Origin of the sequence: Nocardioides sp. GCM10030259, assembly GCF_042666375.1 — a bacterium.
GTDB lineage: Bacteria > Actinomycetota > Actinomycetes > Propionibacteriales > Nocardioidaceae > Nocardioides.
Genome location: NZ_JBHTDF010000018.1, coordinates 56,284 through 72,380, shown reverse-complemented (window position 1 = coordinate 72,380; position 16,097 = coordinate 56,284). Strand labels below are relative to the sequence as shown.

Here is a 16,097-nt window from a genome sequence, read left to right as displayed (position 1 = left end):
TACCGCTACGACGGGTCCAGGCCCGCCTCGCGAGCCAGGATGATCGCCTGCGCGCGGTGGGCGACCTGGAGCTTCGCGAAGATGTTGCTGGCGTGGTTGCGCACGGTCTTGACCGAGAGCCCGAGGTCGCGGGCGATCTCGGCGTTGTCGAGTCCGTCGGCGATCCGGGCGAGCACGACGCGCTCGCGCTCGGTGAGCTGGGGGAACGCCTCCGCGGTGGGGCGGGTGCGGGCGCCGCGGAAGAAGGTCATCATCCGCTCCGCGATGCCCGGGCCGAAGATGACGTCGCCGGCGCCGACCGCCTCGATCGACCGGAGGACCTCGCTGCGCCTGGCTCCCTTCAGCAGGTAGCCGCGCGCTCCGGCGCGCACCGCCGCGAACACCGAGTCCTCGTCCTCCATCATCGTCAGCACGAGCACGCCGATGTGGGGCGAGGACTGCACGATCCGGCTGGTCGCCTCGACGCCGTTGAGCCGCGGCATGTGGAGGTCCATGAGCACCACGTCGGGCTGGAGCTCGAGGGCGAGGTCGACGGCGGCCCGGCCGTCGCCGACCGCGCCGACGACCTCGAGCCCGTCGGCCTGCGCCATCATCGCCTCCACGCCGCGGCGGAAGCCGTCGTGGTCGTCCACGATCAGGATCCGGAGTCGGTCACTGGTCATCCGGCACCTCCTCGCACCGACGTCGACGGAAGGGGCAGTCGCGCCTCGACCACGGTCCCGGTCCCGTCGTACGACGTCAACGTGCAGGTGCCGCCGAGCTCCTCGGCGCGCTCGCGCATCGAGGAGAGCCCGATGCCGGTGCCGCGCGCCGGTCCGAGCCCGGTGCCGCGGTCGCAGACGCGGATGTGGAGCGACGTGAGATCGCGACGCACGGTCACCGTGCAGGTCGACGCGGTGCTGTGCCGGGCGGCGTTGTTGACCGCCTCCACGACGATCCGGTACGCCGCGACCTCGATCGCGGCCGGGAGCTGCCCGATGTCGTCGGCCTCGACGCTCCAGGTCATCCGGTCCGTCCCGCTCGCCGCTCGGGCGGCCGAGTTGTGCTGGTCGGCCCGCTGCCGCAGGGCGGAGACCAGCCCGAGCTGGTCGAGCGCCGGTGGCCGCAGGCCCTCGACGAGCCGGCGGACCTCGCCGATCTCCGCCCGGGCCCGCTCCGAGAGCTCGGCCACGAGAGTGGCGGCGCGGTCCGGGTCGTCGGGGATCAGGTCACCCGCGGCCTCGAGTCCCATCGCGAGCGTCGCGAGTGAGGGGCCGAGGCCGTCGTGCAGGTCGCGCCGCACCCGGCGCCGCTCCTCCTCGCGGGCGGTGACCAGCTCCTGGCGCGACCGCTGGAGCTCGCGATTGATGGCGACGGCCTGCACGAGCACCCCGACCTGGCTGCCGACGTCCTCGAGCAGCCGGCGATCGCCCGCGCCGAAGGGGGCCCGGTCCGGCTCGACCTCGAGCAGCAGGCGCCCCACCGGTGCGCCCCCGACGACGAGGTCGACGGTCGTCGCCTCACCGCGGGACTCGCCGATCGCCGCGTCGACGGCGTCGGGCCCCGTCTCCTCGAGCGCGGCGTACGAGAGGTGGAGGCGGCGACAGAGCAGCGCGAGCGTCTCGCCGAGCACGTCCTCGGGTGCCGTCAGCGGGTCCAGCGCGCGCAGCTCGGTGACGACCTGGCGCGGCAGCTCCCGGTCGCGGTGCAGCAGCCGCACGACCGCGCGCTGGAGCCCCAGTGCGAGCGGGAGCAGCAGCAGCGCCAGGACGCCTCCTGCGACCAGCGCGTCGAAGGAGGTGTCCGACGCGCGGCCGACGGCGCTGGCGACGGCCGCGAAGACGCTTCCTACGACGAGCAGCGCGACGGCCTGGGCGAGCGCGCGCCGCACACTCGGCTCGATCTCCTCGAGCCGGTAGCGGAGCATCGCGACGACGACGCACGAGAGGACGGCGGGCACCAGCAGCAGGCCGAGCACCCCCCACGGCACGATGGGTGCACCAGCGAGCCATCGGGGCACGTCCACGAGGATCAGTCGCCCCGCCGCGCCCGCGGCCAGCGCCAGCAGCACGAGCCGCACCGCGAGGCGGTCCCGGCGCTCCCGAGCCCGGAGGTAGCCGAGCAGCAGGACGCCGGCGGCCACCGGGCAGGCCGCCACGACGGCCGGCACCGCGATCGTCTCGACCGTCTGGAGCCGCGCCGCCCCGGGCTCGTGGCCGGGGACGGCCACCGCGAGCCAGACGGCGTACCCGACCGCGGGGACGGCGAAGGGCAGGGCCGCGGTCCACGGCCGGCTCCGCAGCCAGCGGGGCACGCCGCAGAACGTCAGGGCCACCAGCAGCGCACACCCCATGCCGATGGCGAAGGCGGCCTGCCCGACGGCGTACGGCCAGGTGCCGCGGCCGCCCGCGAGGTCGATCGGTCCGAGGCCGAGCGGCGCGGCCGTGAGCGCTGCCGGAGCCAGGGCGGTCGCCGCCAGCAACGCCGTCGCCGGGCTGCTCGGCCGCCGCCAGAAGACCCAGGAGGCCGCGACCAGCGGCGTCGCGGCCATCGCCAGCGTCGGAGCGTGGGTGAGTGCGGCGTCGGCGAGCGGGTAGCGCTGCAGCGGGACCTGGACGGTGACGATGACGTCGAGGCCCGAGCCCGCGCGCCGGACCAGGTACGGGACGACGTCGCCGACCTGACGGTCGGGGGCGCCCTCCGTGACCCAGGAGTCCAGGTCGCGGCCGTCGATCTCGAGGACCGTGTCGCCCTCGCGCAGCGGCGAGTCGGCGTACGCGTCGGTGACCCGCACCGTGTCACCCCAGCGGCTGCCCGCGATCGAGGCTCCGTCGGACGGCCCGGACAGCAGGGCGACCGCGACCCAGGCGGCCGGTGCCGTCCAGGCCGCGAGCACGACCACCAGGCGGCGCGCACGCGACACCCAGCCATGGTCCCGCCGAGCGGCCCGCTCGGGAAGGACCTGTCAGGCCCGCCGCACCGAGACGACCTCGCCGGCCTCCGAGAACGTCACGCTCATCATCACCTTCGGGTCGGCCGCGGTCCGCGCGCAGAAGCGGTACGTCGTGCCGAGCCGCTCGTAGGGCTGGCCGACCGCCTTCATCACGTCCCGGGTCGACAGCCCGGTCCGCAGCAGCGACTCGACCGTGGAGACTGATCTGCGCAGGTCGGGGTTGCGGCAGGAGTCGGGGGCGATGCCCTCGGCGCGCTCCCAGGTCTGGAGGTAGGCCTCGGCGCCGCGCGCCATGTCGTCCTGGATCCGCGCGCCGTCGCCGGCCTGCTGGGACTCAGCGACCTTGCCGAGGTCCTCGATCCAGTCCGGGTAGAGGCCGTACTGCGCGACGCCGTCGACGTTGATGTCGTAGACCCGCTCGCCGGCGCGCTGCTGGTGCACGGTCGTGCCGCCGAGCCCCTCGAACGGATAGGTCACCGGGTTCGGCACGTCGGCGCCCCGGGGGTTGCCCTGCGCGCCGAGGCCGTTCATGTCCGCGCCGAAGCCGATGCCCCAGTAGTAGCGGGGGTCGGCCCACCCGATGTGCCGGCGCCACTTCTCGACGAACCCGGTCGAGTCGCCGGCGTACGGCGTGATGAAGCCGCCCTGCTGGTAGATCCGCGGGTAGGCGTCGGGGGTCGCCCACGAGTGGCTGGAGATGACCCCGTGGTAGCCGAGGTCGTCGATCTGGTCGAGGGCCGCGCTGCGGGCCTTGACGCTCATGTGGTCGGGGTCGAAGAGCATGTGGCGCTTCGCGAGGCCCTCGATGGTGTGCTCGCCGAGGGTGGTCAGGCCGCGGGCGTTGCAGTGGTGCGGCCGGCCGTAGAGCGGCAGCGCGACGCGGAGCTTGCCGAAGAGCTCGCCGACGGCGCCGAACAGCGCGTCCTGCTGCTGGGCGGAGATGTCGCCGCCGGAGGGCAGCGCCAGCTGGTCGCGGTCGTGGGACTCGCCGTCGGCGGGCTCGCAGTGGCGCATGTCCCAGAACGAGCCGGTCTCGAGGAAGTTCGCGGCGTTGACCGCGACCCCGACGGCGCCGTTGTCGCCGGCGACGCCGGACAGCGCGTTGTCGAACTTGTTGACGAGCTCCATCTGCCGCACGCCCATCGCGCGTACGGCGTCGAGCTCGGCGTCGATGTCGCCGACGTCGCACTGCGGGATGTCGACCTTCATCGTGCAGCCGAACGGCACGCTCGTCTCGATGCCCATGACGACCGCGAGCTTGCCCGCGTTGATCACCCGCCGCGCCTCGAACGGGTTGGTGACGATCCGGTAGAAGCCGCGGCCGGGCCCGCCGAACTGCGCGTCGATGTAGTCCTGCATCTGGCGCATGTCGGCGGCCTGCCGGCGGACCGACTCCATGTCGTCGCACCGGGCGTACTCGGGGCTCCGCTTCAGTGGGTAGATCCGGCACAGCTGGTCGTTCTCGACGAGCAGGTTGACGAAGATGCGCTGGCCGCCGCGCCACGCGCGCTCCAGCCAGCGGTAGTAGGTGCCCTCGTGGGTCAGAGACTCCGGCGCCGGCCAGTCCTTGAACGTCGGCCACCCGACGGGGTCGTGGTGCGGCTCGCCCGACAGCACCGACTCGAGCACGCCGCCGTAGCCACCCGTCGCCGTGTGGTCGGGGCAGTCGACGAGCGCGTACGGCGCGCCGTACTGGTCCCACGGCTTGCCGCAGTGGGCGGCGCCGCCCAGGAACTCGAACGCCATGCCGTGGGTGTGGGCGTCGACGTAGCCGCGCACCTCCTGGTACGGCGTGACGCCCGCGTGCGGACGGCCCGAGACGTCGATCTGCGACTCGGGGTAGGCCGTGCAGCCGGTCGTGCGGATGAGCTCGAAGGCGGTGACGCCGCCGATGGTGAGGGGCGACCCGTTGTTGGTGAACGTGAACGACGAGCCGGACCGCCGCGCCGTCCACACCGTCGACGCGGCCGGCTTGGCCGCGCGCGCCCCGCCGGCGGTCACGAACCTCCGGTCGGCGGTGTGGAGGAGGTAGTCGCCGAGGTCGGTCGGCTTGAAGTAGATCGGCTCGCCGGCCAGGTCGTAGCAGCCGTTGGCGATGGCGTAGCGGTCCTCAGGGTGGAGGCTGCGCGCCTGTGTGACTGGCACCGAGGTGAGCTCGGGGTCGGGGAGCGCGCGCTCCCGCTCGACGTACGACGCGCTCGCCGCCCGCTCGGTCGCGGTCGTCGGGTCCTGGGCGTCGTTGCCGGTCTCGCCGGCCCGGGAGATCGCGTTCTTGTCGTGGTCGCGTGCGCCGAGCGCCGCCTGGGCGACGCCGTACCGGGACGAGAGGCTGCCCTCGCGCAGCCCGGCCGTGCCGCCGAGCGAGACCGCGAGCGCGATCGCCGCGACCGCCACCACCGTTGCCCAGGCCAGCCGCCGCAGGCCCCTCCCACGTATCGCCATCCGTCGCTCCTCGCTCGCGGGTACGCACGCTCCAACGAGGGGGATTCCCGCAGGTCACCGCTGACGAACGGCGAGGGAGGTTAAAACCGCTGGGAGCGGAACGCCTCGACCAGTCCCCACGAGGCCATCGAGCGCACGTAGTGGTGGCCGCACTCGACCTCGTCGAAGGGGTTGCGCCGGCGCCCGTCGTGCCGCGCGCGGACGTCGGTGACGACGCGGAGGGCGTCGTCGATACGCCCCTCGACGACCAGCCCGACGGCGGCGGTGTACTCGACGCCGGTCCACACCTCGTCGCAGTAGGGGAAGGGCCGCGGAGGCCGGCCGTCGCGCGGGAACGTGCAGTTGAGCACGCCCGCCTCGTCGCCGAGCGCGTAGGAGCGTCGGGGGTTGAGGTGCCCGTGGAGGGTGGCGCGGTGGTTGTGCTCGACGATGCTGTCGAGCGCGCGGCTGACATTCTCCGGGCTCAGCCCGGTGACCAGCCCGCCGAGCGCCGCCATCGTGTGCCCGGCGAGCTGGTCGGCGGTGCAGCCCGGACCGATCTGGAGGTCGGGGTCGACGAGGTCGTCGGACCCGACGGCCGGGTCGTCGCCGTCGTACCGGATCCGGAGGCCGGGCGCGATGCGGTCCTCGGAGCCGGGCGGGATGACCTCCTGCTGGTAGTAGTCGCCGTTGAAGACGACCTCGTCGGTGCGCTTCGCTCCGGACGCGAGGACCTCGGCGCAGGTGGCGGCGAACTCGTCGTCACCGACGACGCCGGCCAGCTCGACGCAGGCCGCGAGCGCGGCGAGGTACCACGACTGGTTCACGCCGCTCGGCCCGTAGTACTCGACGTCCATGGTGTTGTGCTGGCAGCCCTCCATCAGGCCGTCGCGGTCGGCATCCCAGCCCAGCGGGATCCAGCAGAACTCCATCGCGCGGCGTACGCCGGGCCACAGCCGGTCGAGTCGGTCGCGGTCGGGGTCGCGGTGCCAGGTGCGGTGCAGCCGGACGATCGCCCCCATCTGTCCGTCGGCAGCGGCGGTCGGCCACTGCGTGCCGCGGCTCGCCAGCGGGAGGTCGGCCCGGAAGCTCATCCGCCCGCGCTCGTCGAGGGAGTGGACGAACTCGACCTCGCGCATCGACCAGGCGAGCTCGGGGAAGAGCGACTCCAGTGCGTACTGGTAGTTCCAGACGTGCGTGCAGCTCCCGTGGCAGCTGCCGGTGTCGTCGTTGGAGCCCTCCCAGGCGAGAAACGTGCCGTCGTCGATCCGGAAGCACACGGGTGACTTCAGCACCGCGAGGTTGGACAGCGCGGCGTCCTGCACGAGCGCCGGGAGGTCCGAGAGCGACTCGACGAACGCGACGGTCGCGGCCTCCAGCCTCGCCAGCCGGGGCAGGGCCTGCGCGGCGACGTCGGCCGCGTCGGCGTACCGGCCCGTGTAGTGGTTGCCGACCGGGACGTCGGGGTCGCCCCAGCCGTAGCGGTGGGGGAAGTGCCAGGTCAGCAGGAAGCGGAAGGAGCCGCCCTCGCCGGGGGCCAGGGTGCGGGTCAGGACCAGCGATCCGGTCGGCACCCTCGCCGGATCGTCGGGTTCGTCGACCTGGCCGTCGGCGGCGAGGTCCTCCCAGAAGTCGAGCAGGTCGTCGCCCCACGAGCGCCGGGCCCAGGTGGTGCGCAGGCTGGAGACCTCGCCGATCGCCGTGAGCGCGATGGTGCCGGTCGACTCGGCGGCGGGGTCGTGGCCGGTGCCCGTGCCGAGGAGGGTGGTGGCGCCGTCGAGGCGGCGTACGTCGAACCGGTTGCCGGCCGCGAGCTCCCACCGACGGTCGGGGCGCTGGGTGGCGCCGACGACGTGCTGGAGGCTGCCGCACACCGAGACGGTCAGCGGCTCGTCGCCGGTGTTGGTCAGCGTCGCGACGTACGACGCGAGCGGCAGCCCGCTCGCCGCGGCGTCGTCCGGCACCATCGGGTTGAAGACCTGCAGGTCCGCGGTGACCGGCAGGTCGGGATCGCTCAACCGGACGGTGCCGAGCGGGTACGCCGCGGCGAACGAGCCGTGCCGGAACCTCGGCAGCCCGGAGAGAGGCGCCGGGCTGCCGTGGGCTCCGTCCAGGTCGCCGGGGCCGAGCTCGGCCTCCAGGACCCGCGTCTCGCGCAGCGTCTCGCCGCGCAGGTGCACGGCGAAGAAGGTGGCGGGGTCGAAGCCCTTCGAGGGACGGTTGAAGAGCTCCCAGTCGACGAGCTGGCCGCGGCCGCCCAGGCTGACGCACCCGGTGCCGATCCCGCCGACCGGCATCCGGATGCGCGCCAGCGCGTCCTGCGGGTAGGTGCGGACCGCGGGCCAGCCCTCGGTCACGTGAGCGGGTCCATCGGCTCCCCGGCGACCTCGAGGTCGTCGACGTGCGGGAGCGCCGGGCGGGACGCCGTCGTGCGGTCGAGGTAGAAGAGCGCGACCGAGGAGATGTCGTCGTGCAGCAGCCGGTAGCGGTGGCCGGACTTCCAGCCCATCGCCTGGATGTCGACGGTCAGGTCCTGCTCGAAGTGGATCGGGTCGACGACGTGCCAGCGGTAGAGGCCGAACCGCTGCTGGGAGTGGTAGAGCCCGTCGGGGCGCAGCACCTGGGGCATGCCGAGGTACGGCGTGTTGTACTCCGTGTAGCCCTGACCGGGCACGTCGAAGTTCCACGCGCCGCCGAAGTAGTCCTCGGTGCCGGTGCCGCAGATGGTCGGGTAGCCCGCCTCGACGTCGCCGTCGAGGTAGAACTTGATCTCGCCCTCACCCCACCAGCCGGGGCTGTTCACGCCCCAGGTCATGTAGGTGCCGACGTACTGGCCCTTGCCCTCGATGCCGGTGACGAGCTTGTGCGTCTCCTTCTCGGGCAGCGGGTTGGACCGGCGGTACTGCGCGTGCAGGTAGCCCGACTCGGCCACCTCCGCCGCGACGGTCTCGCCGACCTCGTAGGTCACCTGGTAGTAGACGGTGGCGACCCGGTCGACGAGGTTCTCGATGGTGAGCCGGGCGCCCGACCGGAACGGCATCGGCCAGTAGGAGTTGAAGCCGCCGTTCGGGTTCGAGGCGATCATCTGCGACGAGACCTGGGCGAACTTTCCCCAGCCGTTGCAGAAGAAGTCGCCGAGCGGCACCTCGATCGCCGGCTCGTCCGAGCCGTCCCAGTAGGCACGCAGCACGAGCGTGCGCCAGTTGTCGCGGTGGGTGGTCAGCCAGATGTGGGTGATCCGGCCGGGCTCGTCGATGGTCGCCATGTCGAACGTCGACAGGCCGGCGATGTCGACCGACGGCGAGATCTTCCAGCCGGTGCCCAGGCCCGCGGCGCACGCGGCGCCGGTGCCCTCGGTGGCGCGGCCGCCGCCGGCCTTGGCGCCGTCGAAGTTCTCCGGGCTGATCGACCGGGTCGAGACCGTGCGCAGGCGGGAGATGTCGGGGAGGTTCACGAAGCTTCCTTCAGGTTGTCTGTGTCAGCTGAGGGCGACGTCGCCGCAGAGGTGGACGTGGATGCCGAGCGCGTCGAAGAGCGCGGCCTTCGCGGTCAGCGCCTTGTCCGCGGTCGCGGCGTCGGGCGCGTAGACGACGTTGGCGTGGTTGGCCTTGTGCCGCGCCATCAGCTGGTCGCGGCCGACGCCGTGCAGCACCGCGTGCATGATCGGCCACTCCGGGTTGGTGGCGTCGAGCCGGCGTCGGGTCTCCTCCTCGGGGAGCTCGACGACCGTGCCGCGGCCGAGGTCGACGTGCAGCTCACCGTCCATGATGAACACACGCGACCAGACGATCTCGCCCGGCCTCGAGACGCCGGAGAGGGTGCCGCCGCCGAGCGGGAAGAACATGGGCGGCTGGCGCAGGCTCCACGACTTGTCGTAGCCGCCGTTGTGCGAGGCGGGCACCGAGCCCGAGATCTCGAACACCCAGACGTACTGGCCGTCGTGCTCGTCGCCCCAGCGGATGTCGTGCAGCGTGGTCGAGGGGTCCATGCCCATCGCGGTCCACAGCCGGTTGGTCACCAGCGAGTCGACGGCGACGCCCTCGTCGACCTCGTTGAAGTGGGGCAGCGCCGCGCCGGCGTACAGCTCACGGCTGCCGTCGCGCGAGGTGACCGGCGGGCGGTGCGGGTCGTTGAGCAGCCCCTCGACCAGGTCGGAGGCGGGCACGACGTCCTTGAGGCCCTGCTGGTACTGGATGCCGACCGCGTCGAGCCCGAAGTCGTCGGACATACGCAGTGCGGCGACGTACATCTTGAACTGGCTGTGCAGCTGCGCGTCCGTGAGCTCGCTGGCCTCGTCGGAGCCGGTGCGGAAGTCCAGGCCGGCCTCGTCGAGCCAGCGGCGTACGGCGTGCGCCTCCTCGTCGGTGACCCGGCCCATCTCGGCGACCAGCGCGCTCTGCGAGAGCCGCTCCTTGTAGATGCCGAGCGGGTTGAGCAGCTCGTCGTCGAAGATCGCGTTGTACATGCCCATGCAGCCCTCGTCGAAGACGCCGATGATCGCCTTCTCGTCCTTGAGCTGCGCGGCCAGTGCGCGGCCGAGGTCGGTCTCCGGACCGACGGGCAGGCCCCCCGTCTCATCGGCGAGGTCGCGGACGTGGCTGAGGTCGTGCTCGATGTGGCCGGTCCGGAGCCAGGTCCGCAGGCGCGAGGTCGCCCACTCGTCGGTGAAGTCCTTGCTCCACAGTGTGGAGTGCTCGATCCCGGCCTTGGTCATGCTGGCGGTGAGGTTGAGCAGGCCGACCAGGCCCGGGAACTCGCCGGCCCAGTTCGCGACGACGAGGATCGGGCCGCGGTGGTCACGCAACCCGGCCAGCACGTGGTGGCTGTACTGCCAGACCGCCTCGACCACGATCAGCGGCGCGTCGGAGGGCAGCGCCTTGAAGACCTCGAGGCCGGCGCGCTGGCTGTCGATGAACCCGTGGCCCTTCGCCTCGTCGAACGCGTGCCCGCGCTGCACCTTCCAGCCCAGCTCGGTCAGCGCCGCCTCGAGGTCGGCCTCGAGCCGCTCCTGCGTCGGCCAGCAGGTGGTGTTGGCGCTCGGCCGCAGGTCCCCGCTCGCGATCGTGTAGACGGTGTCGGGCGCGGCGTCCGGCCGGACGATCGGTGCCGGCATGACGTACTGGGTCATTCAGTGCTCCTTCTGAAGGTTCGCGAGCGCGTGGGCGAGGTCGCGGGTCGAGGGGTAGAGGTCGCGGTAGCGGCCGTAGAGGTCGTCGTAGACCGCGCGGTTGGCCGGGTCGGGCTCGACCGTCGCGCGCGGTGGGTTCCAGTCCCGGATCGAGACGTCGGAGACGGACTGCGCCGCGAGCAGCGCCCCGCCGTAGCTGGCGCCGACGGTCTGCTCGGGGACGACCTGGGTCAGCCCGGTGATGTCGCTGACCACCTGGGTCCAGAGGCCGCCCTGGGTGCCGCCGCCGACCGCGACGACGCGGCGTACGTCGCCTCCGGCGGCGCGGAACGTCTCCACGTTGTGGCGCACGCCGAAGCCGGTCGCCTCCAGCGCGGCCCGGTAGAGGTCGCCGCGCCCGTGCGAGAGGGTGAGGCCGACGATCGCGCCGCGCGCGTCGGGGTCGAGGATCGGGGTCCGCTCGCCCGCGAAGTAGGGCAGCATCAGCAGGCCGTTGCTACCGGGCGGCGACGTCTCGGCGAGCCGCACCAGGTCGGCGTAGTCGGCGCCGCCGAAGAGGTCGCGCAGCCATCCGGTGATCGCGCCCGAGGTCGCCATGCCGCCGGCGAGTGAGCGGGTGCCGGGCAGGGCGCCGGTGGTGCCCCACAGCGACGGGTGGGTGACCTTGTCGGCGACGGTGTTCACGAGGAAGAGCGTCGTGCCGTACATCAGCATCAGGTCGCCGACGTTGTGCGCGTCGACGCTGAGCGCCTCGGCCCACGCGTCGATCGTGCCGGTGACGACCGGGACGCCGACCGGGAGCCCGGTCGCCTCGGCCGCGCGGGCGTGCACGGTGCCGGCGACGTCGCCGGACCAGCGCAGCTCCGGCAGCTCGATGCCCGGGCAGATCTCGTCGACCCACGGCGCGTACCACTCGACCGCGTCGACGTCGTAGAGCGGCGTGCACTGGCTCGCCGAGTGCCGGTCGAGGACGTAGGCGCCGGTGAGCCGGTGCGCCAGCCACGAGCTCGGCATGTAGAGGCGGCGGGCCCGGGCGAACAGGTCGGGCTCCTCGTCGGCGACCCAGGCGACCTTGGCGCCGGCCGCCTGCGAGGACAGCGAGGAGCCGCAGCGCTCGCGGATCTCGTCGTCGCCGTACCTGGTGGTCAAACGCTCGACCTGCGCGGCCGAGCGGGTGTCGACGCCGTACAGGATCGCGGGGCGCAGCGGTACGTCGTCGCCGTCGGTCAGCAGCACGCAGGGGCCCATGCCGCTGACGCCGACCGCCAGCACCTCCACCGACGGGTCGGCGGCCAGCAGCTCGCGGCTGATGCCCACGAACTCGTCCCACCAGATCTCGGCGTCCATCTCGACGTGCCCCGGAGAAGGGCGCGACACAGCGTGCTCGCGCGTGGCGGAGGCGAGGATCCGTCCGGACATGTCGACCAGGACGCCCTTGCTGCTGGAGGTCCCGATGTCGACGCCGAGCACTGCACCGGTCATGACGCGGAAGGTTGCCAGAAATCGTTTTCACGATCAAGCCAAACGACCAACCGAGTTGCGGAAGTGAAGCGAGGGCGACCGTTCAGGCGCGCGACGAGGACTCGCCGACCTTGAGCTCGGCAGGCAGCACGACGTTCTGGGCCGGCCCCTTCTCGCCGCCGACGCGCGCGAGCAGCAGCTCGGCCGCGCGGCGGCCGATCTCGTAGGTCGGCTGCTCCACGACCGTCAGGGTCGGGCGCAGCGTCCGCGCCCAGCTGATGCCGTCGAAGCTCGCGAAGGCGATGTCGCCGGGGATGTCGACACCCTGCTCCTGGAGCGCCTGGAGGGCGCCGAGCGCCATCAGGTTGTTCGAGACCAGCAGGCCGTCGGGGCGCTTGCGGCCGGAGAGCAGGTCGAGCGTCGCCTCGTAGCCACCCTCGACGCGGAAGTCGGCGCGCTTGACCAGGTCGTCGTCGCTCTTCAGGCCGGCGGCGCGCAGCGCGGCGCGGTAGCCGGCGAGACGGCGCTGGCCGGTGCTGGTGACCGAGGGGCCGGACACGAACGCGATCCGGCGGCAGCCCTGGGCGGCGAGGTGCTCGGTCGCCTGCCGGGCGGCGAGGTGGTTGTTGATCGAGACGCTGTCGATGTCCTGGCCGGGCAGCTGCCGGTCGACCGTGACCAGCGGGATGCCGTGCCGCGCGAGCACCGCGACGTCGGTCCGCTTCGAGGATGCGGGGGAGAGCACCACTCCGGCCATCTGCTCCGCGGCGGCGACCTCGAGGTAGCGACGCTCCTTGGCGAGGTCCTCGTCGGCGTTGGCCAGCACGACGGAGTAGCCGGCCGCCTGGGCCACGTCCTCGATGCCGCGGACCATGGCCGTGAAGAACGGGTTGGTGACGTCGGCGATGACCACGCCGAGCACCATCGTGGCGCGGGTGCGGAGGCTGCGGGCCAGCCCGTTCGGCCGGTAGCCGAGCTGCTCCACGGCCGCCTCGACCCGGACCTTGAGGTCCTCCGCGACCTCGACCTTGCCGTTGAGCACCCGGGAGACGGTCGCCGGCGAGACACTGGCGGCGGCCGCGACGTCGCGGATCGTGACGGCCACGGCGGACCCTCCCTCGGATGAAATGGTGACGACACCCTAACCCCCCGAAACCCTTGTGGATGCGGGGATCCGAGAGTCGGCGCCCGGGCCGACGGGGGATGTCCCGAAATCTCGAGAAATCGGTTACAAACTCCCGGTGCAGAATCTGAGCTTCGACCCGAGGCACGCCTGGTACCCCGTGCCCGACCTCGGCGGCATCGTCTCCGGCGCCGAGTGGACCGTGGAGGTCTTCACGACCGAGGACGCGCTCGGGCTGGACGCGCAGCGCACGCGGTTCGACGGACGGACGCTGGTCGCGGACGGCCTCCAGTGGCTCGGTGGCCAGCGGTCCGTGCCCGGGCAGCTGCGGGTCGAGATCGGCCGGGAGCAGGACGCCGTCACGTGGCGGATCCACGTCGACTCCGGCGCCGACAAGACACCCGTGAAGGGCGCGAAGCTGCTGCTGCGCGGGCTGCCCGACGCCGTCGTCGAGACGGGCTGGTGGGGCGCGACCACCCCCGCGGGCGAGTCCCGGGTGACGCCGCTCGGCGACTGTGTGCGGCTCGCCTACCCGTTCCCCGACCTGCAGACGCCCTGGCTGGCGGCGGGCGAGGGGCCGGGGCTCACGCTCTCCGCGCGCGACGACGAGGTGCGCGCGCACCGGTTCTACCACTACCGGCCGCACTGGTCGCCCACCCCGGTCGCGGAGGTGATCTGCGACGAGCTGGCCACCCGGCGGTCGCGCACGTTCGTCTCCTCCGGGATCCGGCTGCGCGCGTGCCCGACGTACGACGCACTCCTCGGTGACCTCGACGCGCACCTCGACCACGTCGCCGCCGCCCACGGCCTGGTGGCCTGGGAGGACCGCACCGACGTGCCGGGCTGGGCCCGGGAGATCGACCTGGTCCTCACCCTGCACGGCCAGCACTGGACCGGCCACGTCTTCAACACGTTCGACCGGATGACCGAGATCCTGGAGGACCTGTGCGGCGACGTGCCGGGCGAGCGGGTCATGGCCTACCTCCCGGGGTGGGAGGGGCGCTACTACTGGCAGTACCCCCAGTACGCGCCGGGGGAGGACCTCGGCGGCGAGCCGGCGTTCGCGCGGCTGGTGGCGACGGCCCACCGGCTCGGCGTGCACCTGATGCCGATGTTCGGTGCGAACGGCGCCCACGTGGGGCGTTACCCGCGCTGGCGGGAATCGGTGTTCCTCAGCCCGTCCCACCGCTTCCCGGTCCACGTGAACACGCCGGACTGGGACAACGACCGGGCGCCCGAGGACGACCAGGTCTTCCTCAACCCCGGCGAGCCGGGCTTCCGGGCGCACCTCGTCGCCCAGGTGAGTGCGGTCGTGGAGAGGTACGACGTCGACGGCGTCTTCCTCGACACGAGCGGTGTGTGGCTCGACGACCCGCGGCATGAGCTGCACGCCGGCTACCGCGACCTGGTCGCCGACCTCCGCAGCCGCCACCCGGGCCTGCTCGTGTGCGGCGAGGGCTGGTACGACGGCCTGCTCGGGCAGCTCCCGCTCAACCAGAGCTGGCTCCCGACCGAGCGTCCCGTGCGCCACGCCGGCCTGCCGGGCCGGTTCGCCCGCACGTTGGCCCACCTCGTGACCGGTGCGCCGGGATCGGGGAGCACCGGCGTGCACGAGGAGGGCGTCTGGCCTGCTACGCCGAGCCTGCTCGGGCGCGGCTGCGTCCCGGCGATCGGAGTCGTCGAGGACACGTTCACCACGCACCGGGAGGAGGTGCGCCGACTCTGCCGTGAGCTCGTCGCCGCAACGACCGAAGATGGTTGAGAAATCGATTCCACGGCATTCCTTGACAGCCTGTGACTGCTGACACATACTCGCGCCAGTAATCGTTTTCTCGCACCTGTGGACGGAGCCGCTCAGCCCGATGTGGACCTCCACTTCCCGAGTGCGGACGGCGATCCTGGGCATCGGCGCGAGCGTCGCCGTGGCCGCGATCGCCGGTTGCTCCGCAGAAACCGAAGGGACAGGCATGACGACCGAGGCCACGACGAGGACGCTGACCGGCGTCTCCGACGTGACCGAGGTGTCCCAGCTGACTGGTCCCGACTCGCCCAACCGCACGGACGACTACGAGATCGCCGGCACCGACCTGGGGTCGATGTTCGAGGCCGACGGCAAGACCTGGTTCGTCTTCGGCGACACCTTCGGCCGGCGCGACCCGGGGCTCACCGGAGGCGGCGGCACCGAGTGGCGCTCCAACGCCCTCGCCTGGAGCACCGACGAGGACCCGACCGACGGCATCGCCCTCGACGGCTTCGTCGTCGACGAGGCCGGGTGGGCGGCCGAGCCCATCCCGTCGCAGAAGGTCGACTACGTCGAGATGACCGCGATCCCGACGTACGGCTTCGCGGCCAACGGCGCGATGTACCTCCAGTTCATGTCCGTGCGCCACTGGGGCGACCCGGGCGTGTGGGACGCCAACCATGCCGGCCTGGCCAGGTCGACCGACGGTGGCCAGACCTGGACCGTCCTCGAGGAGCCGCGCTGGCCCGGCGACAGCAACTTCGTCCAGGTGAGCGTCACCGAGATCGACGGCGAGCTCTTCTTCTGGTCGGTGCCGGCCGGCCGCTTCGGCGGCGTGCAGCTGATGAAGGTGCGCGAGGAGGACGTCGAGGACCTCTCCGCCTACCGCTACTTCACCGGCACGAAGGACGGGGAGCCCCAGTGGAGCAAGCGGATGGCCGACGCCGCCACCGTCGTCGACGACACCGTCGGCGAGCTGTCGGTCGTCTGGAACGACCACCTCGACAGCTGGTTGATGAGCTACACCGACGGCGCCGAGGCGAGCACCGAGCTGCGCCAGTCGCCGACCCCCTGGGGCCCCTGGGGAGATCCCGTCACGCTGCTCTCGCAGGGCGACGTCCCCGGCCTCTACTCGCCCTACATGAAGCAGGGCTACACCGCAGACCACGGCAGGACGATCTTCTTCAGCCTGTCCAAGTGGGATCCGTACAACGTGTATTGGTACCGGGCCGACCTGGTCACGGAGTGACCCGGGCACTTCAGACGAGCAACGCCGAACACCCCGACAAAG

The 16,097-nt window shown here is 72.4% G+C and carries 10 protein-coding genes; 2 read left to right on the top strand and 8 right to left on the bottom strand.

The features are described 5' to 3' along the window. Window positions 1-5: 5 nt before the first annotated feature. The 8 genes from ACFQQI_RS13465 to ACFQQI_RS13430 form a co-directional block, all read right to left on the bottom strand. On the bottom strand, window positions 6-662 hold the full coding sequence (locus ACFQQI_RS13465) for a response regulator (RefSeq protein WP_378563941.1): 657 nt from the start codon (window positions 660-662) through the stop codon (window positions 6-8). Beyond that, on the bottom strand, window positions 659-2,902 hold the full coding sequence (locus tag ACFQQI_RS13460; RefSeq protein ID WP_378563938.1) for a histidine kinase: 2,244 nt from the start codon (window positions 2,900-2,902) through the stop codon (window positions 659-661). Before ACFQQI_RS13460 ends, ACFQQI_RS13465 begins: the two co-directional genes overlap by 4 nt. A 42-nt stretch (window positions 2,903-2,944) precedes the next feature. Continuing rightward, complete coding sequence (locus ACFQQI_RS13455) at window positions 2,945-5,374, bottom strand: hypothetical protein (protein ID WP_378563935.1); 2,430 nt, start codon at window positions 5,372-5,374, stop codon at window positions 2,945-2,947. A gap of 80 nt (window positions 5,375-5,454) precedes the next feature. Next, complete coding sequence (locus ACFQQI_RS13450; RefSeq protein ID WP_378563932.1) at window positions 5,455-7,710, bottom strand: GH116 family glycosyl-hydrolase; 2,256 nt, start codon at window positions 7,708-7,710, stop codon at window positions 5,455-5,457. Further along, window positions 7,707-8,807 (bottom strand): glycoside hydrolase family 172 protein, encoded by a 1,101-nt coding sequence (locus ACFQQI_RS13445; RefSeq protein ID WP_378563929.1) that lies wholly within the window; start codon window positions 8,805-8,807, stop codon window positions 7,707-7,709. Before ACFQQI_RS13445 ends, ACFQQI_RS13450 begins: the two co-directional genes overlap by 4 nt. 24 nt (window positions 8,808-8,831) lie before the next feature. Then, window positions 8,832-10,481: a hypothetical protein gene (locus ACFQQI_RS13440; RefSeq protein WP_378563926.1), complete on the bottom strand. Its 1,650-nt coding sequence runs from the start codon at window positions 10,479-10,481 to the stop codon at window positions 8,832-8,834. Then, window positions 10,482-11,963, bottom strand: coding sequence for an FGGY-family carbohydrate kinase (locus ACFQQI_RS13435; RefSeq protein ID WP_378563924.1), 1,482 nt, complete (start codon window positions 11,961-11,963; stop codon window positions 10,482-10,484). An 82-nt stretch (window positions 11,964-12,045) separates the two neighbouring features. Beyond that, the gene (locus tag ACFQQI_RS13430; RefSeq protein ID WP_378563921.1) at window positions 12,046-13,047 is read right to left on the bottom strand and encodes a LacI family DNA-binding transcriptional regulator; all 1,002 of its coding nucleotides are present in this window, start codon (window positions 13,045-13,047) and stop codon (window positions 12,046-12,048) included. A gap of 136 nt (window positions 13,048-13,183) precedes the next feature. Between ACFQQI_RS13430 and ACFQQI_RS13425 the strand changes: the two genes are divergently transcribed. Together ACFQQI_RS13425 and ACFQQI_RS13420 are read left to right on the top strand one after the other, a co-directional pair. Beyond that, the gene (locus ACFQQI_RS13425; protein WP_378563918.1) at window positions 13,184-14,827 is read left to right on the top strand and encodes a family 10 glycosylhydrolase; all 1,644 of its coding nucleotides are present in this window, start codon (window positions 13,184-13,186) and stop codon (window positions 14,825-14,827) included. 205 nt (window positions 14,828-15,032) lie between these two features. Beyond that, on the top strand, window positions 15,033-16,055 hold the full coding sequence (locus ACFQQI_RS13420; protein ID WP_378563916.1) for a DUF4185 domain-containing protein: 1,023 nt from the start codon (window positions 15,033-15,035) through the stop codon (window positions 16,053-16,055). Window positions 16,056-16,097 lie beyond the last annotated feature (42 nt).